Below are 18,730 nucleotides of genomic sequence, written 5' to 3' on the forward strand. Positions count from 1 at the left end.
CCTAGCTAACTAACTTTTCAACTTCAGCAACAACATCTCGCACAGTTCTAACTTGCTTAAATGCGTCTGGATCAATTTTTTTGCCGGTGATTTCACGAAGTTTCACCACTAAGTCCACGGCATCTATGCTATCCAAGTCTAAGTCTTGATAAAGATGCGCATCAAGATTGATATCATCGGCATCAATCTCAAACTCCTCAACTAAAATGTTATGTAACACATCGTAAATATCTGCTGCCGTTTTCATGCTCATTCCTACTTCTATTGTGCGTATTAAGATCTGTAATTTTCGATAAACTCAGCCAACGCATCTACTGATGCAAAGTGTGCTTTTGTTTGTTCTGAGTTCGCATCAATTTTGACGTTAAACTCTTTTTTTATAGCCAGTCCCAGTTCAAGTGCATCGATACTGTCTAAACCTAAACCATCAACAAACAAAGCTTGATCATTTTCGATGTCTTCGATTGTCATATCTTCTAAATCTAAACTGCTAATAATTAATAGCTTTATTTTATTTTTTAATTCGCTCATAACGTCTTAGTTCCTCTGAAAAATAGTCTTGTAGTTGACGAGTCAAATACCGTGCTTGCATTGACGGTGGTTCGTCATTTAAATTATTATTATTTTTAAATTCAACTGATGTAAATTTCATCATAAAGTGTGCCCGCGTAGCTGTAACCTTATACCAAGGAGTTCCTTTGGTGAGTGTGCTTGGTTGCATTTTTATAAGTACACAAGAAACTGACGCTTGGCATCTGAGTACTATATTAGCCGCACCGCGCTTAAATTTTAGCCCTGTATTTGGCTGCGAACGCGTCCCCTCAGGGAATATAATTAAATTATTACCCGCGGCTAACGATGCTTGGCACTCAACTAATAACTCTTGTGGGTCTTGATTACTGATGTAACCAGTGCTTTTTATGACGCCACGCATAAATAGGTTTTTAAATAAATGCGCCTTAACAACGCAATCTGCATCCTTAATAACCGAGATCAACACAACCACATCAATCAATGATGGATGGTTTGCTAAAACCAGCTGGCCTTTTAAATCAGCAAAACGTGTTTTGTCTTCAATACTAAAATGGATCACCCCAAGGGTGTGCATCATAGCGACAAACGCTTTAAAACAATAGTGTACAGTTAATCTTGCTTGATATTTTCGCTTTGTTTCAGATGACTCAAATAACCTTTGCAGTGGTAAAACCAGCAGTGTTAAAACCACACCACCAAAACCAAATAAACTAAAGCACAACCCAGTGGCAAAAATCCGCCAAACATAATTTACTTTATTAACACAATTAGCCAGCATGGAACGTTAGCATCCATGCACGTTGATTATTAAATAAGATCGTTTTTGGGGCTTTGTTTAATAGCGCAATGGCAAATTGGATACTGATTGGCAGCAGCTGGTTTGCATCTGTTGTAGACCCAAAATCAATAGGCTCAAGCGAAAAATAGCACTCACCTTGTTTTGCTAACCTAAGCGATAGGGCAATGCAGTGATCAACCTGCAATTCATCCGCAAAACACTGATATTCAGTCGGTAAGGCTCTATCTGCATGGCAAATCATGATCTGCTCACACAATTGCGTATGTAAACGCGCGTAACTATCAATCAATGCACTAATGATACTGTCATTGCCACACGCAATCGCATTCATCGCCGCTGTATTGTTATTCAAAATGGAGAATATGCCCACCGCAGCGTTGTGAACACTTAGACCAAATGCGGTCGGTGACAATGCATCGTCAGTACAGATCGCATCAAGTAAACCCGACGTTTTAGGGAGATCACCATGGCGAGATGAGAAGTTAATTGCAAGCGTTTGTGCACCTTCAACTTTATGCATACAGTGCAAAGCCATTTTCATAAATTGGCTTAAGCGTCTGCGCTGCATCGGTGCAACCCAATTTAAATCTAAGTCTTGGTGAGGAAGAGATTCGAGTCCACTAATTTGCTGCTCAGGCGCAATCCATACACTAAAATTATCAACAACAAATTCCACAGGCTAAATGGTCTTATTACTCTAAAAGGCGTGCCATTTTACCTATTACTATACAAAATGCAAAATTTTGGTGCTTAACCGCAGATAAATTAAGCACCCATTCATATTTAGAGTAAAATCACCTCTTGTTCAACAAGTTTAGTTGCATGCTGGCCAATAATTTCATTTTCTTTTCGTTGATTGATCAAGGCAATTCCCTGCGCTTGCTGCTGCGCATTCAATGGCACATATGGCAAACGAAACACTGGTTTTACAGCACCTGTCATCATCAAGGCGGTGTTGATTGCAATAGGGTTTGGCTCACAGAATAACCATTGCATCAGCGGTTGCAATGACTCATTCAATTGTGCGTTAGGTTGATCCATTAATTCACGGAACAAGCCCGGAATTAAATTAGACGTTACTGAGATCACGCCATGCGCTTTATACGTGTGGCGAGCATCATGGGCTTCATCATCATTCCCTGACCAACAGGCAATACCTTGTTGTTCGTAGTGGTTAATACGCTCATTCCCACCGCACTCTTTTACGCCAATAAAGTTTTTATGTTGTGCCAACGGCTCAATAATATCAGGGGTTAAATCTTGACCTGTGCGTCCTGCTACGTTGTAGATAAATGCGGGACCAATTGCCAGTACCCGTTTAAAGTGCTCTTTCACACCGGCTATTGAAGTACGCCCGTAATACGGGTTAATTTGCAGTGCTGCGTCCATACCGCTGGCAAAACCGTATTCAGTGGCTTTGATTGCTTCACGGGTGTTATTGCTACCAGTATTACCGACAATGATCAGCTTACCTGAATACTTATTAACGCTGTGCGCAATCAGCATTAAATGCTCTTCCCAGTTCATTAACTGGCCTTCACCTGTGGTGCCACCAACTACTATACCGTCAACACCCGCGGCAATTTGTTGTTCAACTAAAAAATCATAGGTAGCTAAGTCAATTTCACCACTGGTTAAATACGGGGTTTTAATCGCGGTGATAAGGCTTGCTTGTTTAATTTGTTCTAGGCTGCGCATAAAAAATTATTCTTAAAAAAACTTGCCGTAGTTGTAACATAAAAGTAGCCATTTTCCGAGTGTTGCGTGGTTAATTAATTAAATTACTTGTGTTGTTGCAAGGCTTAGTCCAAAATAAACAACTGTATAAATAAACAGTATTTTTATTTTTAACTTTGAGTGCACTTTTATGCGTTTATCACGATTTTTAGCAACCCACTTTTACCATAGCGAAGAGTTGTGTCAGGCTCTAGCAATTGATGAAGATACATTAATGCATTGGCAAGACAGTGGATTATTTCCTAAACCCAGCTATTGCATTAAAAATCAATTAAGTTGCAGCTCATTTTCGGGACTGTATGAATGTGAAGAATACGACGACTACTACCCTCGAGGCTGTGTAAACTGGGGGCAAGGGCTGGCCAAACAAAAAATCAGCTCATCGAGTCATGCCTTTGATTATTTTGCCCAGCAATACATGACGGCACTGAGTAAACTTGCTCAGCAAGGCTTTGAATTTAGTGACGAGTTATTTGGCTGTGAAATTGAAGAACACCTACAACAAGTGTGGCAACAATTTTTATGCAGCAAATATGGCTCATTAACGCAAAACGGCCTAATTGACGAGATAGTCGCAGTGGATATTGGTCGCCTAGTCGTTGACGACATCACCGAGCTGCGCACTAAACCCGGACTCACTCAGCAGGAGCGCACTAAACTGCACCCCGCTATGAAGCTATTAAACCGTGCATTAAGCCACGGCGCAGAGCATGAAAAGCAGCAAACCCTGCGCAGCCGCTATATTGATGCATTAGTGCTAAAATATGATTTGTCGGTTAAATGAAAATAACAGGTGCGAGGTTTTAGGTACTAGGCGCTAGGCATCACACCTTCGGTCAACCTAACCGCAATGGGATGGTTAATAACAGTGTAACCAAGCGCTCTGAATACGTGTTTTGAGGAAGAGCAAATTAATAACACGCATACGAAACAAATCGTGTCTATTCTGTTTGCTTATTAAATTACAACTATACCGGCTCATCCCTCAAACCAATGATGTCATAGCACAATGACGTTATTTTGTGATCTATCTACAACATTGTTTACATAATATCATTAACCGCAGCGTTGTAGACTCGCTTTTCTAAAGCGGTTATTTAAATAATACCAGTCAAGTAGCCACTGCCACACACTAAGATCTATAAACATAAATCCCTATTAAAAGTGCTGAACCTTGCCTCAAGTTGAATTACTCCCTCCCTTACTTGACTCAAAATATCAGACTCAAGTATAGTGTTGCAAATAAAAACAATTACCATTAGCAATTCAATAATTACTTAAAACGGAATTAAATAAATAGATGTATATGTCATTCAACATGAGCACCAAGCTTAAAAAAGACTTAGTGAAAACCCATTACAACCTTAGGCCATTATCATTAGCAATTACCATGGTGTTAACAGGCCAAACATTGACGACTCAAGTGTTTGCGAACGAAGATATCGAAGTGATAGAGGTAAAAGTAGCACAATTAAGCAGTCAAAACCCAACACGTATTCCTTTGACTGTTAAAGAATTACCACAATCTGTTAGTAGTATCTCACGTGAAATGATGGACTTAAGTGGTATTACTGATATTAACGATGTTATGCTTAGTGTAACAGGAGTCAATGTTACCCTCTATGATAGCCAACGTCCGCTCTATTTTGCACGCGGTTTTCAAATTACTGATTTTCAGGTGGACGGAATACCCACTTTCAGTGGCTCAACCAATCAAGAGTACGATACATCTTTATATCAACAAGTCGAAGTTGTTCGCGGGGCTAATGGCCTGTTAAGTGGTGTTGGCTCCCCATCCGCTACCGTCAATATGATCCGTAAAAGACCCGAGCGAGAGTTTGATGCCTCATTATCAGCTAGTATTGGTTCGTGGGATCGACGCCGTGGTGTGGCAGATGTTTCTGTACCACTTAGCAAAGATGGAAGTGTTCGAAGCCGGTTTGTTGTCGCTTACCAAGACTCAGATAATTACCTAGACCGTTACCAAGAAGATAAAACGGCTATGATGGGTATCATAGAAGCAGACATAACCCGCAATACCACTGTATCCGTTGGCTATCAAAACCAAGATAACAACCCAGTAGGAACCACATGGGGAACCATCCCTATCTTTGCAGCTGATGGCACAGAGGCAAAATTACCGGTAACAACCAGTTACGCTCCAAAATGGACTAGGTGGCAACGTGAGTCATCGACCTTATTTGCAGACCTTAAACATCATTTTAACGACTACTGGACACTGCGCGGCGCACTTAATCGCACTGAGGGTTACGTTGATAATTTACGCGTCTATGCTTCTGGTTTTCCTGATCGTGTTACTGGCGAAGGCGTCATACTCAGAGCTGCTGCAGGTTCAAGTGAAGACACTCGTGACAGCTTAGATCTTTACTTAACAGGTAGTTACGATATTTTTGGTCGTGAGCATGATGTAATGTTCGGCACTAACATCAGCCGTGTAGAATCAACAAGTCTGAGCTATACCTCACTATCTAATTGGTCTTACCCAGTAACGGATGCTTGGAATTACGATGGTGAAGCACCGATCCCGAGTTATTCTCCAACAGGTGCTTATCGTATCAGTCAAACAGATCAATTTGGTTTTTACGCAGCAACACGTTTTCGGGTAACTGATAGCTTATCATTGATCGGGGGAGCCCGTATCAGTAATTGGGAAACTGGCACTGATAATTATGACACTAACGCTAGTTATACAGCTACAACCGGCGACTATAAAGTTACTAATGAAGTGACTCCTTACCTTGGTGTTGTTTATGAACTAACACCAGCAGTTAGCCTGTACACCAGCTATACAGATATTTTTACGCCGCAGAATTACAAAGACAAAAATAACAATTTGCTATCACCAGTGCTTGGCAGCAATCTTGAAGCAGGCATCAAAAGTGATCTTTTTGACGGTCAACTATTGGCAACAGTCGCAGTATTTAATACTAAGCAAAATAATTATGCTGTCAGGGATTTAACCCAACCTGATTATTCTCTACCAGATGGAAGTTCAGCGTATAAAGGTATCGATGGAACTGAAAGTAAAGGGATAGAAATGAGCTTAAGTGGCCACCTTAGTGATGGCTGGGTGATAAATGCTGGCTACACTTACGTCGATACCACACGTAATGAGAACGATCGTATTTGGACCAATTTGCCTGAGCACTCAGTACAATTATCAACGCATTATCAGTTTACTGGTTCGCTAAATAATTTAAATATCGGTGGTGGCGTTAATTGGCAAAGTGAAACTATCGGTTATGGTGTTAGCCACCCTCAGGAAGCTGAAGGAGTTAATTACCAGCAAGATGCCTATATGCTAATTAACCTTTATGCCAGCTGGCGTTTTAATAAATCATGGAATTCTACACTCAGCATAACAAATGCAACTGACGAAACTTACTGGGCTAATATTGATTACGCGAATTATGGCGAACCTCAAAACATTAGTTTCACAGTTAAATGGCAATATTAAGTAGTCATGCTAAAAGGTAAAGTTTGCGGGCTAACTATCAATCAATTCCATAACTAGCCGACTCTTACTAATCATCACAATCGGTTCTTATCGTTATTAGAACCGATTTCTGTCTACCTTTTAACTAATTAGTATTCAATTGATAAACAACAGTAATAGGTTGCTTGAAGGTTAGGAGTAGTCGACCTGCAAGATTATAAATTTTCAACCAAGCCAAGTGTAACTGGAAACACGAGGCTCATTGACTCTACAAGAAGAAATCATGAAATCGCGCAATATCACGTCTTGCCTTTTGCCACTTTCTTTTTCAATGACCGAAAATGGCACTCTGCTGATAGTCGGCAGCGAGCGAAAACAGACATTGAGTGGCTAGTTAATTTACCTCGTACCACCTAAGTTATACGATAAAGGAAGTTTTTATATAAAAAACAACCTCCACTTCTAATAATACTTATAATTAGCAATAACTTACCCTTTTACTATTAATAGAAAATACTAAAATAAGAACACCACCACGTGAAGATAGAAAAAGTGACCTCTGATAAAGCTGTTACATTCTCTTGGCCATTTTGATCAAATGTACAGTCATTAAAATTCAAGTAAACCATTGAATAATATTATTTTTATTTATTAAATTGCAAACAGCTATTATACATGCAATAGTAATGATTACACCTGTAATCTATTCGTGTTTTTTATTTGCAGGTTTTTTAGATGATTAAGGGAACATAATTTATGAAAAAAAATATATTTTTTTGTCTTTGTGTAGGAATGTATGGAATAAAAGCTGTTGCACAACAACACAACTTTGCTGAATTAATGCAGTGCCATAACTCTTCAGAAGCCCCTGGCATGGTTGTTAGGTTAGAACAGTCAGGTAAACATATTTATAGTGGTGCAGTTGGTTTGGCAAATATTGGCACTGAGAAACCTCTCAATGTAGATGATATATTTCAAATAGGCTCTGTCACGAAAACATTTACTGCTGTAGCTATCTTGAAACTATCGGAAGAAAAAAAACTATCGTTACAAGATACATTAGCGAAATTTATTCCTGATATTAACCCTGAATATAAGTATTTAACGATCGATAGAATTTTAAGCCATACTTCTGGTCTACCAGATTACTTAGGAGACCCTTCAGTTAGTAAAGTTTATGATAAATATGCTTCTATTGATCAAGTTATACAAAGTATAAGTAAACAACCTCTTAACTCAGAGCCTGGTAAAGAATATAGTTATTCAAATTTGGGTTACGTCTTATTGGGAAAAGTCATTGAAATTGCTTCTGGTACTCCATATGACCAGTTCATGTTCAACACATTTTTTAACCCTCTGAAAATGGATAATACTTTTGTTATTACTAGAGGAACATCAGCCGGGAAAGTAAACGGCTACACGACTAGTCGTAATGAACCTAAAAAGTATCTTAATCCGCAAGAGTCAACTGAAAGGCGATGGAATGTTGATCGTAGTTGGATCTATTCTGCGGGCGCTATTGCTTCGACACTTAGTGATATGCACCTTTGGCAAAATGCATTAAAGTCAGGGCATGTAATTTCAAAAGAAAGCTATAAACTAATGACTTCCAATGCATTATTAGATAATAATGCGCATGTAAATTATGGATATGGCTTAGATATATACCAAATAAATGGATTAGATAGCTTTAGCCACCAAGGTCAGGTTCCCGGTTTTTTTGCTTGGCATATCTATTTCCCAAATGAAGATTTAACCGCTACAGCGTTAACCAACATCGACACAAAACACCCTGGTCCCGCTTTATTAGACATGATAGCACTACAATTAAATTTATCCCCTAGGCCAGTAAATAGTCAAAAAGCAAAGGCTATAGCAGCATCTTTAGTTGGAAGTTATCGATCTTCCGATTCAAAAATTTTAAAAATTTCATTTGAAAAAGGAACACTTTATTCTCAATATGAAGGTGAAGATAAACTAAAAATCATCCCTCGGGAAAACAACTCGTACTCTTATGAGTGTACTGAAAATTACTTTCAGCTTAGAGAAAACAATGGGAAACATGAAATCGTCCCAGTGTATTTATATCAAGGTGAACAAGAAGCACTTGTTAAATTACAATTATGAAAATAGGCTCAGGTTATCAACGGCTACTCATGGCACTTTTCAGCCTATCAAAAATATAGAACTATTCGTTTATTCGTCATTTTCACTGGGTTTTATTCGATGGCTCGGGTAACCGAATAATACCCTGCTCTTTTCGCTAAAATTTGTTGCTGCTTGTAATTGTTTTAGCATTATCCGCCATTGCATCACGCTTATCGTCCAAGGGTTTACGCTATCGCAATGGCCTATGATGCCGTACTGGTTTTGTTCTTTGTCGCGCTCTGCTGCGAAGGTGCCAAAGAGTTTATCCCACACGATTAATACCCCGGCAAAGTTCTTATCTATATAGCCTTTGTTGATGGCGTGATGCACGCGATGATGTGAAGGCGTATTAAAAATATGCTCAAGCCATCCTAACTTACCAACTATCTGAGTATGTACAAAAAACTGAAAGGCTAAGTTAATCGCAACTATCATGAGCAAAAATGTTGGTTCAAAACCAATAATGATCATAGGCAGCCAAAATAGCCACATGCCAACAACGGGATAGAAAATGCTTTGTCTAAATGCGGTGGTGAAGTTCATTTTTTTTGAGCTATGGTGAACAACGTGGGCCGCCCAAAACCAATGAATATGATGGGATGTACGGTGAAACCAATAGTATAAAAAATCTTGTAACACAAAAGCGATGAGCACATTCAGTGCATTCAATTCAATATTGAACAGTGAATACTGGTGTAACCAATAAAACAAAGGCAATAAAAACACTAAGGCGAGTGCGTCACTGAGCTGATGCATCAAGGCGAGCGCGATATTCGCCAATGAGTCTTTAAGCAAATAATAATGACGAAATTTAACAAATTCATAAATAATAAAAGCGAAAAATACAGGACTAAATGCCAGTAAAATAACTTCAACAGGCATCGCAATACGCCTTAAGCTTTATTAATGCGCGCTGCAAATCCTGTGTTATTAACGCCTTTAATAGCCAAGTCGGCTGCCAAAATTTAGCATCACAGTTAATCACATAAACTAACTGACACCCTGCTTTTAATGGCGTTAGGTGAATTTTCGCATGGTGATTTTTAACCGGAGATTGCCCAGCAATATAATACTCGATGCTGTATTGTTCGGTGTGTTTTACATGTTCAATAAATTGATAACCCAGCATTTTGACCTGCCGACGCCAGATACCGGTGTGCGCAGGAAGAGTTGCAAATGATGCATTAAAAAAGCGATCTAAGTGCTCATGATCAAGTAATGTGGCTACGACTAATTCGGCAGAACATTGCAATGTTTGTGTTTGTGATATGCAAATTGCCATGAAAACCTAACTCACACCTTTAACCAATTAATAGCACTAGCATAACGGGAATATTGCTGGCAGACTTGTGGTAAAGCGACAAGTTTTTGTCTTTAGGCGACACCCATGAATACAACTTCAGCTATTTATTTTGCTAGTGTGCTCCACTATTTAACGCAGTTGGGTTTTTGCAAGCAAACTTGTTTACAGCAAATAGGCTTCTCACAGTTTGCTAGCAGCGTTCATGGTGATCGTGTTTCATTAATGCATTATCAAGCCATATTAGAACTGGGCAAGCAGTATTGTGATGATCCACTATTTGGTTTTCATTTAGGTCAAGATATACGCACAGCGGATTATGGTGTATTAGGCTATTTAATTGAATCTAGCCGTGATTTAGCTGCTGCCATTGATTCTTTATTACACTACGACACCCTAGTTGCGGATATTGGCACAGCCAAATTTAGCCACAATACTGAGGTTGCAACAATATGTTGGACACCCAATCAACAGTGTTCAGAGCAGGTGGTTCTTCGCAATATGACAGCTTGGGTCGCTGTGGTACGACATCTATTAGATCCACATCTTGCCCCGAGCTGTTTACACTTAGAGCACTCGTTTACTCAGCAACAGTTACAGCAATTAAGTGAATGGTTTGGTTGTGACGTTAAAGGCGGCATGACTGTCAATAAGATTGATTTCCCACATGATTATTTGCAGTTTAAATTTTCCAGTGATAACCCACTAATGCACCACGCCTTAGTGCAACTATCGCAAGAGCAATTAGTCGATATTCAAGCCGTGCAATTGGTATCACAACGTGTATTAAGTATTTTAATGAGCAAACAAGACTTACAAGGGGTTGACCAACAACGCATTGCCAATGCATTAAATTTAACCCCGAGGACATTGCAGCGAAGGTTAAAAAATGAAAACTGTACGTTTGCACAGCTGCGCGATCAAGAACGAAAACGACGTTATGAGTTATTGGTTGAAGGTCACAGTTTGGGGGCAATTGCAGCTATACTTGGCTTTAATGAACAAAGCTCTTTTAATCGAGCTTTCAAACGCTGGTATGGGTGTGCGCCTAAAAAATTTAAACTTAATGATGCCGACAATTAAATTTAAACCAGACTAAATTTAAATTTCAAACAAATAACCAGTGGCCACCGACAACGCGATTTCAATGAGTTTCATTACTCACCCTGCTGTTCAATAACAGCTAAAAGTGCACCATTTGGATCGGCAATAATAGCAAGAAATGCAAATTGCCTGATAAAAATTAACTCAGCGCCAATTTACCCAGTATGCAACAGTTACTCTTGATGCTCAAACTGGCCACGGTACACTTCAAATACCTTTAGTACAGTATGTTGTGCTTTATTAAGGCCATCAAACCAGGCATCAAAAATTTCATCATCTTCTTGATCACTTAATGCCAAATACTGTGCAAGCAATTCAACAATATCATTATGGGTGCAGCTTAATGGGTCAATTTGTTGTGCCAGTACACTATGATCACGACTACGTAATGTCTCCATAACGCCTTGATCAATTTCTTGGCGTTGCTCAGTCGGGTGTTCTTGAGTGGGTTCATTCATTATTATTTGCTTCCTTAACGCGGTTACATATTATTTATAACAGGCTAATTATCAATAGCTAGTTTTTTTGATCTGACTGCTTATTTTTTAGTTAAGTTGGCCAAATTAGCATCATTTCGCTACTTTTTTGCCTGCTTAAAATAGTATTTGCAAAGGATTCCTATTTACTATAAATTAGCGCTATACTATCACATAACATAAACTTTTTAGTAAAAGGCTTTTTATGAAACCTAATATTCACCCTGATTACCAAACCGTTGCCTTTCATGACACGGCTGCCGATAGTTACTTTATTATTGGTTCAACAATTAAAACGGAACGCACCATTGAGCTTAATGGTAAAATTTACCCTTACGTCCCTATCGATGTGTCAAGTGATTCGCACCCGTTTTATACCGGTAAGCAAAAATCGGCATCAACAGATGGTCGAGTTGCAGCGTTTAATCGCCGCTTTAAAAACTTAGGGAGCAAATAATCATGAAAGTATTGAGTTCATTGAAAAGTGCGAAAAACCGTCCTGGTTGTCAAATCGTGAAGCGTAAAGGTCGCGTGTTCGTGATCTGCAAAGACAATCCACGTTTTAAAGCCGTACAAGGAATGAAAAAGAAAGGGAGAAAATAAAACCACTCATGCAACAAGGTGCGCCTATAGTAAGGCGCACAGCGTATTTTACTTACCAAATAATAATTCCCAAAACCCTGGTGGCTCATGTAATTTATGATATTGCTTACGTAAGCCATCAATGGCTTTTAAAGGTCCTTTTGCTGCATCTAAACCTGTTTCATTGGCTAATTTTTTAGCTAATTCCGCTTTCGCAATCACTTTATCTAAACCTTGCAGTGACTGCTCGGCTTGTTTGTGAAAAGTCGCACTCTTACTTCGCTTAACCAGCGTAATAAACTCATCGATCGCAGTATTGAATTCCGGCAGTTGGGTTGCTTCAACACTGTGTTTATAGGCAAGTCCCATATTTTTCATATGAGCTTCAAGATCAAAATCATCGCTAGCAAATATACTTGGGGCAAACAACAGTGCCACAAGGCACAAAAATACTTTCATAATAATCCTAACAGTTACAGCTCAACAAGATGAAAAACCATTATACACCGCAGCAGCTGTGAATATAACCTTGCATTGAGTGTGGTGAAAACTAATTTTGTGTTAGAATATCGCTTTGTTGATGTAACGTGTTTTGAGTTTAGATTTAATGCAACGATTGAAAAACCATTGGCTATTTTTATTAGCCTGTTTAATTGTCAGCCCTCACAGCGTCGCGGCATTAAATATTATCTTTGTAAATCCAGGTTTTGCCGATTCATCTGCTGAAATAAACACCACAGGTAACTTTTGGTTCAAAGTGTCTAAAATTATGCGTAATGCAGCGGATGACTTAGATATAAACTTGCATATTAAATACGCAAATCGTAATCATATCTTAATGAAAGAACTTATTAGCCAGGCAATTAAAGACCAGCCTGACTATTTAGTTGTGGTAGATGAAAAAAGTGTTGTCAGTAAGTACTTATCAAAATTAAATACCAAAAATATCCCTATTTATTTTTTATATAGCCGCCCTGCTATCGGAAAATTTATATCGTTACAACGTGATGGCGTTAATATTATTGGCAGTGTCATACCGGATAATTATGCTGCTGGGAAAACTCTTGCACAACAGTTGCTTATAGAACACACAACAACATCGACTCAACCAGCTAATATGCTTGCTCTTATCGGTGACTATACTACTCCCGCATCGCTAGAACGTGTATCAGGCTTAGATGAATTTATTACACAACATGATGAAGATGTAAACTTTATAGGAAAAGAGGTTGCCAATTGGTCTGAACAGGAAAGCTATATAAAAACCTTAGCGTTTATGGAGTTTGCTCCTGAAATCAATATTATATGGTGCGCAAATGATGCTATCGGGTTTGGTGTAAAAAGAGCATTACAAGCGCACAATAGAGCCCATAAGGTAGTTGTTGGTGGCATGAATTGGGACTCTGTACCACAAGGTATCGAAGCGTTAGATATAACACTGGGTGGCCATGTGCTATTAGGTGCTTATGCACTTATTAATATCGTTGATCATCATAACGCTCACATCTACTTAAACCATACTAAGTTAGCCATTTTTAATAACCTTACAGCTGAAATCGAACCACTTGCAAAGCACATCAATGAAACTGATTTAGCTGATATTGATTTTTCTCAATTCAGTAAAACAGCCACTGATCCGCAACAATTTACAATAGCCAACCTCGTCAAAGCACTTAACAAATAACACTGTAAAGGGGATTTACAGTCCTTACAGTAACACCGCCGTTTTCACTAAAGTAGCCAACTATTGTCGATTCGATAACCATAGCGGCTGATAAGGTGCAAGTTCAAAACTTTGTTGCCCTAGATCTATTGTCTGTGCAGAGATAAGTTCAAACCACTGCTCAGTATCAATTAAGTTCAAGTCAGCTAACAACAGAGTCTGCGGCTCATCGCTAATATTATAAACACAAAAAATACTTTGCCTACGGTCTATGCTTTGACGCCAAAAACCAAATAAAGCCCCAGTTAAATGTAAGGTAAATTGCGTCGCATTAGGGTGAAAGGCATCTTGCTGTTTACGAATAGCCAGTAAATGATTAATTTGAGTAAATACGTGATAGTGATGACTTGATAGATCTGCAAGCTTTTCTAGCAATGCTGACTCTTGCCAACGATGACGGTTAATACAGCGGTTATGCTGGCTGTTTTCAAAGCGTTCATAATCATTAGTTGTGCCTAGTAAACTATGAATATAAAGCCCAGGAATGCCTTCGAGGGCAAACATAATAGCGTGAGCACAAGCAAAACGCTGTAATCCCCACTTATCCACGCCTTTGTGTGTACCTTGTAAAGCATCGAATAGCGCAATATTAAGTTCATATGGTGAACTGGTGCCATTATTCGCGGTGCGCATTGACACTTTTGCACCAAAACGACTAACCGTATTAACCATTTTCCCTAGTTCATCCTCGTCAAGCAGGCCCTCAGCAGGACGCAGACCAATTCCATCGTGAGAAGCAATAAAATTAAAGTAGGCAGTACCATTTTGCGCTGGCGGCATACTCATCATCCAATGTTTGAGCGCTTTACTGTCACCACTGAGCAAGGTATGCAATAGCAAAGGAGGTAATGAAAAATTATAAATACAATGGGCTTCATTGGCATTGCCAAAGTAAGATAAATTTTCACGATTTGGAATGTTAGTTTCAGTGATTATGATTGCACTTGGCTCTAAATGCTCTATTAGCGTTCGCAGCAATCTGATCACTTCATGGGTTTGCGGTAAATTAATACAAGAAGTATTAAGTTCTTTCCACAAAAAGGCCACAGCATCAAGGCGAAATATCTTTACGCCATTATCAAGGTAATGACGAATAATACCTACAAACTCATTAAGTACCAGAGGATTGGCAAAGTCTAAATCAACTTGATCAGGACTAAATGTACACCACACATGGCGCTCCCCAAGTGCCGTTTGCACTGTATTGAGTAACGGTGATGTTCTAGGCCTAACGACCTGAGATAGGTCATCATGCAAATTAGCAGTTTTAAAGTAACTTAAGCCAGGTTCTTTCCCTTGCATGAAGTTTTCAAACCAGCGGCTGCGACTAGAGCAATGGTTAATAACTAAGTCAGCCATAAGCTTTACATCTTGAGCAATGCCTTGAATATCATCCCAACTACCAAGAGATTCATTCACTTGCACGTAGTTCATTACCGAAAAGCCCTCATCAGAGCTATAAGGGTAAAATGGCAAAATATGCAACGCGTTAATCGTTCCTGCGCATTGATTTTTCATAAACCGATGCAGAGTATGTAACGGTGGTTCACTTGGCACAGCAACCGCCTGATCAGCATCGCGATAACGCATTATAGAATCGCCATAGGCAATCAAAATAACATCTTGCTGATCCCAACGATTTTTATGAGGCGTTGGGTCGCGGACTGGGTCATCCCTTAACATGGTGGTGATCAACATGCTTGCGAGCGCATCAATACTCATACATAAGTCAACACCCTCATATATACTGGTTAGGTGTTGTTCAACCCGCTGTTCAAATAACGCCTTACTCATTACCCTACCTCGTTGTTTATAAAAGTTTTTATTATTTATCCGTATTTTCTGCTCTAGTACCGTTATGAAAACTCTTTATTATCAAGCTCTACTGCTTCTTCCAAGCGCGCAAACACATCTGGCATTGCTGATGCTACGCGATTCCAACTTGGCACAAACGGCGCTTCCATTGGGTGCTGTAAAAAGTGCTGGCCAGCATTCATGATGTTTTGCGCAAACATTTCGACTGCTTTTTCTTCTTGGTGAATATCAAGTTTTAAGCCATTCATCATGGCATCGTTATGGTAGGTTTCGATAAAATCCAGCGCAATACGATAATAGGTTGCTTTGAGTGAGCGAATGGTTTCCGTAGTAAACGTAACTCCCTGAGTTGCTAGCTTACGAAACAGCGCTTTAGTGATATCAATCGACATTTTTGATAAGCCAGCCGCTTGATTATCCAGTGACAGTGCTTGGTGTTTATGATCATAGTTATCCGCTATATCAACTTGGCAGAGTCGGTTATGTGAGTAGTTGCGATACATTTCAGACAGCACACCAATTTCTAAGCCCCAATCACTGGGAATGCGAATATCGTTTAATACATCACGGCGAAACGAAAACTCACCCGCTAGGGGATATCTAAACGAGTCCATATATTCTAAGTAATCTGTGCTGCCTAAAATGGTTTTAAATGACCGTAATAGCGGCGTGACTAATAAGCGTGAAACGCGGCCATTAATTTTACCGTCCGCTGTACGTGGGTAAAATCCTTTGCAAAATTCATAGTTAAAACGTGGGTGGGCAACAGGATAAATTAACCGCGCTAATAAACTACGATCGTAAGTTAAAATATCACAATCATGCAACGCAATAGATTCAACTTTCGCGGTTGCTAATTTATACCCCATGCAATACCAAACATTACGCCCTTTGCCGAGCTCTCGCGGCGCAACACCGAGCGTTTGTAATTCTTTATCAAGCGCTTGTAAGCGTGGCCCTTCATTCCATAAAACGCGATGATGTTGGCCAAGTTCAGCAAAAAATTGTAACGCATGGCGATACTGGCTTTCATCGGCTCTATCTAAACCAATAGTAATTTGCGATAAATAAGGCACATGCTTTAATTCTTGCACGATATTTTGCAGTGCAGGTCCTTCCAGTTCGCTATAAAGCGAAGGTAAGATCAGCCCCATTGGCCGCTGTTTTGAAAAGCTAACCAGTTCGGCTTCTAGATCAGCAAGCGGTCGATCGGCAATATTATGTAACGTGGTTATGATGCCATTTTGGTAAAAATCAGCCATGTGATTGCTCCTGTTTAGACGCTAGTTGCGCTTTGATAACACTTAAATCTGATACTTCGTCGATCCACCCTTGCGGTGCCGGATGTTCACTGAGTAACCAAGGTTTTTGCGCTAACTTGGCTTTTGCTTTACTTGCTGGGTTATTGATTAAAATTGCAATGTCGGCTTCATCAAGCATCGCCATATCGTTTTGACTATCTCCCAATGCAATGGTGGTAAACGAATAGCGATAATGCTGTTTAAATTGATTAAGTAACCAATTTTGAGCTATGCCTTTATTAGTTCCACGATTAAGGTGGATAAAACGCCCACCTATTAATACCTCATAATCAAGTGGCTTGATTACGGCTAAAAAGTCCACTAATTGCTGCTCTGTCCCTTGCCAGAACAATGGATCAGAATATTCACGAATACGCGCAAGTTCACTTTGTTCAACACTCAAGCCGGTGATTTGACTCACTTCTTGCGCAGATAACTGACTAAACAAACGATAATAACCACTAAACTCGTGAGCGTGCGTTTGTAGCTCGTGCTGTAATTGTTTGCTGCTAGGTGATAATGCATAACGCCAATGCTCATCAAGTTCGTCACAGCCTATTGGTTTGAGATCAAAATAGAATTTAGGAATGTAAACTGCGGCGCCGTTTTCGATAATAAAAGGTTGCTTATGCCCTAATGATTTTTGTAATGCGTTTACCTCTGCAAAAGTTTTACTGGTATTAAACACCACAGTGATACCTGCGGCAGTTAATTCAGTTAAAAAAGGTTTAATTTCATCACAGTGGTAATCATTATGATCCAGTAATGTACCGTCTAAATCGGTAAAAATAAGTGGCATCGAGGTATCATCGGCGCGTAACTTCATCGACGCAATATCACGTGATTTATCTAACGTCAGTAATGCATCAGCATGCTTTGCTAATTGGCTTAAATTTTCTCGGGTAATACGTTCAAAGTGGGAGATAAAGCGCACTAATTGTGTCTCGTCAAAGGTGCCTTTGCCCGCTCCTTTTTTATTGAGTAACTTTTGTTCTTGCTCTAACCGCCAGCCATAGACATCCGCAAACGATGGTGCTTGTAGCATCACAGTGTAATCAATCATGGCAAATACATCTTGATACTCATTAGCTAAACAACTGTTCACACAACGTCGCCAAATCCCTTCTAAGTCTTCATGTTCCTCTAATTGATTAACGGGCTGATGCAATTGATACGGCTGCTGAGCTTCGCTACCAACACACCAACCTTCAAAAATAATGATATCCATAGCTTGCTCGGTGACCGGCCATAATGATTTTTCAATCGGATCATCTGTTTGCTTATCAAATTGAGGCAGCGAAACGCCGACTTTACCTTGTAACAATTCGCTGAAAGTGCGCTTCATTAAGGTGGTATCGTGAGTACCTGGCACACCACGCGTTGCAAATAAAGGATGAACATCTTGTGCCAGTTGTAAGCGGTGGTCGCGGCTGTGATAAAAATCATCAATCGATATCGCAATGCTGTTTAATCTAGTATTACAATTAAACCAGGTAACTAAAAAGTCAGCTAAGGTTGATTTTCCCGAGCCTTGACACCCATTTATGGCCACCAGCATAGCTCGCCCAGTTGGTTTCAAACGAAGAATATCTTCTGCTAACGGAGCAAAATACTGCTCGCTTAAATATTGATATTTAAGCGGTAGCTGATGCTTCGCTAAAAACGGGGTAATATCCACAATATTGGCCTCTTGCATAATCGCTCCTGATCAGTATGACACTGTTAACAGGATAAATGCAGTTAGTAGACCACTA

The 18,730-nt window shown here is 39.6% G+C and carries 19 protein-coding genes; 7 read left to right on the forward strand and 12 right to left on the reverse strand.

Annotation, left to right across the window (positions count from 1 at the left end; genetic code table 11):
* Position 1 precedes the first annotated feature (1 nt).
* The 5 genes from ACMVDV_RS20360 to dapA all read right to left on the reverse strand — a co-directional run bounded on the left by ACMVDV_RS20360 (position 2) and on the right by dapA (position 3,031).
* Positions 2–247: an acyl carrier protein gene (locus tag ACMVDV_RS20360; RefSeq protein ID WP_304183823.1), complete on the reverse strand. Its 246-nt coding sequence runs from the start codon at positions 245–247 to the stop codon at positions 2–4.
* Between the two features lie 26 nt (positions 248–273).
* Positions 274–531 carry a phosphopantetheine-binding protein gene (locus tag ACMVDV_RS20365; RefSeq protein ID WP_304183825.1) on the reverse strand — a complete coding sequence of 86 codons (258 nt, stop codon included), beginning with the start codon at positions 529–531 and terminating at the stop codon, positions 274–276.
* Complete coding sequence (locus ACMVDV_RS20370) at positions 512–1,312, reverse strand: lysophospholipid acyltransferase family protein (RefSeq protein ID WP_304183826.1); 801 nt, start codon at positions 1,310–1,312, stop codon at positions 512–514. The genes ACMVDV_RS20365 and ACMVDV_RS20370 overlap by 20 nt, the downstream gene beginning before the upstream one ends.
* Positions 1,302–2,009, reverse strand: a complete 708-nt coding sequence (locus tag ACMVDV_RS20375) for a beta-ketoacyl synthase chain length factor (protein WP_304183828.1) — start codon at positions 2,007–2,009, stop codon at positions 1,302–1,304. The genes ACMVDV_RS20370 and ACMVDV_RS20375 overlap by 11 nt, the downstream gene beginning before the upstream one ends.
* Before the next feature lie 107 nt (positions 2,010–2,116).
* Positions 2,117–3,031, reverse strand: a complete 915-nt coding sequence (gene dapA, locus ACMVDV_RS20380) for a 4-hydroxy-tetrahydrodipicolinate synthase (RefSeq protein WP_416159436.1) — start codon at positions 3,029–3,031, stop codon at positions 2,117–2,119.
* 169 nt (positions 3,032–3,200) lie between these two features.
* On the opposite strand from dapA, the gene ACMVDV_RS20385 reads away from it, so the two are divergent.
* From ACMVDV_RS20385 to ACMVDV_RS20395, 3 genes are all read left to right on the forward strand, one after another.
* On the forward strand, positions 3,201–3,854 hold the full coding sequence (locus ACMVDV_RS20385; protein WP_416159437.1) for a DUF6058 family natural product biosynthesis protein: 654 nt from the start codon (positions 3,201–3,203) through the stop codon (positions 3,852–3,854).
* Between the two features lie 534 nt (positions 3,855–4,388).
* Complete coding sequence (locus ACMVDV_RS20390; RefSeq protein ID WP_416159438.1) at positions 4,389–6,548, forward strand: TonB-dependent siderophore receptor; 2,160 nt, start codon at positions 4,389–4,391, stop codon at positions 6,546–6,548.
* Between the two features lie 735 nt (positions 6,549–7,283).
* On the forward strand, positions 7,284–8,654 hold the full coding sequence (locus ACMVDV_RS20395) for a serine hydrolase domain-containing protein (RefSeq protein ID WP_416159439.1): 1,371 nt from the start codon (positions 7,284–7,286) through the stop codon (positions 8,652–8,654).
* A gap of 69 nt (positions 8,655–8,723) precedes the next feature.
* Here ACMVDV_RS20395 and ACMVDV_RS20400 read toward each other — a convergent pair whose 3' ends face one another.
* Both ACMVDV_RS20400 and ACMVDV_RS20405 read right to left on the reverse strand, forming a co-directional pair.
* The gene (locus tag ACMVDV_RS20400) at positions 8,724–9,557 is read right to left on the reverse strand and encodes a sterol desaturase family protein (RefSeq protein WP_416159440.1); all 834 of its coding nucleotides are present in this window, start codon (positions 9,555–9,557) and stop codon (positions 8,724–8,726) included.
* Positions 9,547–9,957 carry an SRPBCC family protein gene (locus ACMVDV_RS20405; protein ID WP_416159441.1) on the reverse strand — a complete coding sequence of 137 codons (411 nt, stop codon included), beginning with the start codon at positions 9,955–9,957 and terminating at the stop codon, positions 9,547–9,549. Before ACMVDV_RS20405 ends, ACMVDV_RS20400 begins: the two co-directional genes overlap by 11 nt.
* A gap of 105 nt (positions 9,958–10,062) precedes the next feature.
* On the opposite strand from ACMVDV_RS20405, the gene ACMVDV_RS20410 reads away from it, so the two are divergent.
* On the forward strand, positions 10,063–11,058 hold the full coding sequence (locus ACMVDV_RS20410; protein WP_416159442.1) for an AraC family transcriptional regulator ligand-binding domain-containing protein: 996 nt from the start codon (positions 10,063–10,065) through the stop codon (positions 11,056–11,058).
* A gap of 194 nt (positions 11,059–11,252) precedes the next feature.
* Here ACMVDV_RS20410 and ACMVDV_RS20415 read toward each other — a convergent pair whose 3' ends face one another.
* Positions 11,253–11,537, reverse strand: a complete 285-nt coding sequence (locus ACMVDV_RS20415) for a hypothetical protein (RefSeq protein WP_304183837.1) — start codon at positions 11,535–11,537, stop codon at positions 11,253–11,255.
* A gap of 223 nt (positions 11,538–11,760) precedes the next feature.
* Between ACMVDV_RS20415 and ACMVDV_RS20420 the strand changes: the two genes are divergently transcribed.
* Positions 11,761–12,012: a type B 50S ribosomal protein L31 gene (locus ACMVDV_RS20420; protein WP_304183838.1), complete on the forward strand. Its 252-nt coding sequence runs from the start codon at positions 11,761–11,763 to the stop codon at positions 12,010–12,012.
* Positions 12,013–12,014: 2 nt separating this feature from the next.
* Positions 12,015–12,158 (forward strand): type B 50S ribosomal protein L36, encoded by a 144-nt coding sequence (gene ykgO / locus ACMVDV_RS20425; protein ID WP_149980141.1) that lies wholly within the window; start codon positions 12,015–12,017, stop codon positions 12,156–12,158.
* A gap of 48 nt (positions 12,159–12,206) precedes the next feature.
* On the opposite strand, the gene ACMVDV_RS20430 is transcribed toward ykgO, so the two are convergent.
* A complete protein-coding gene (locus ACMVDV_RS20430; RefSeq protein WP_416159443.1) occupies positions 12,207–12,596 on the reverse strand; it encodes a cytochrome b562 in 390 nt (129 codons plus the stop codon).
* A gap of 133 nt (positions 12,597–12,729) precedes the next feature.
* Here ACMVDV_RS20430 and ACMVDV_RS20435 point away from each other — a divergent pair, with 133 nt between their 5' ends.
* Entirely contained in the window at positions 12,730–13,821 is a 1,092-nt protein-coding gene (locus ACMVDV_RS20435; RefSeq protein WP_416159444.1) for an ABC transporter substrate-binding protein, read from the forward strand.
* A 60-nt stretch (positions 13,822–13,881) separates the two neighbouring features.
* On the opposite strand, the gene ACMVDV_RS20440 is transcribed toward ACMVDV_RS20435, so the two are convergent.
* The 3 genes from ACMVDV_RS20440 to ACMVDV_RS20450 all read right to left on the reverse strand — a co-directional run bounded on the left by ACMVDV_RS20440 (position 13,882) and on the right by ACMVDV_RS20450 (position 18,672).
* The gene (locus ACMVDV_RS20440; protein ID WP_416159445.1) at positions 13,882–15,654 is read right to left on the reverse strand and encodes a sugar phosphorylase; all 1,773 of its coding nucleotides are present in this window, start codon (positions 15,652–15,654) and stop codon (positions 13,882–13,884) included.
* A 62-nt stretch (positions 15,655–15,716) separates the two neighbouring features.
* On the reverse strand, positions 15,717–16,937 hold the full coding sequence (locus ACMVDV_RS20445; protein WP_416159446.1) for a glycosyl transferase: 1,221 nt from the start codon (positions 16,935–16,937) through the stop codon (positions 15,717–15,719).
* Complete coding sequence (locus ACMVDV_RS20450; RefSeq protein ID WP_416159447.1) at positions 16,930–18,672, reverse strand: HAD-IIB family hydrolase; 1,743 nt, start codon at positions 18,670–18,672, stop codon at positions 16,930–16,932. Before ACMVDV_RS20450 ends, ACMVDV_RS20445 begins: the two co-directional genes overlap by 8 nt.
* Positions 18,673–18,730: the final 58 nt, after the last annotated feature.

Source organism: Pseudoalteromonas sp. ASV78 (genome assembly GCF_047806705.1).
GTDB classification, from domain to species: Bacteria; Pseudomonadota; Gammaproteobacteria; order Enterobacterales; family Alteromonadaceae; genus Pseudoalteromonas; species Pseudoalteromonas prydzensis_A.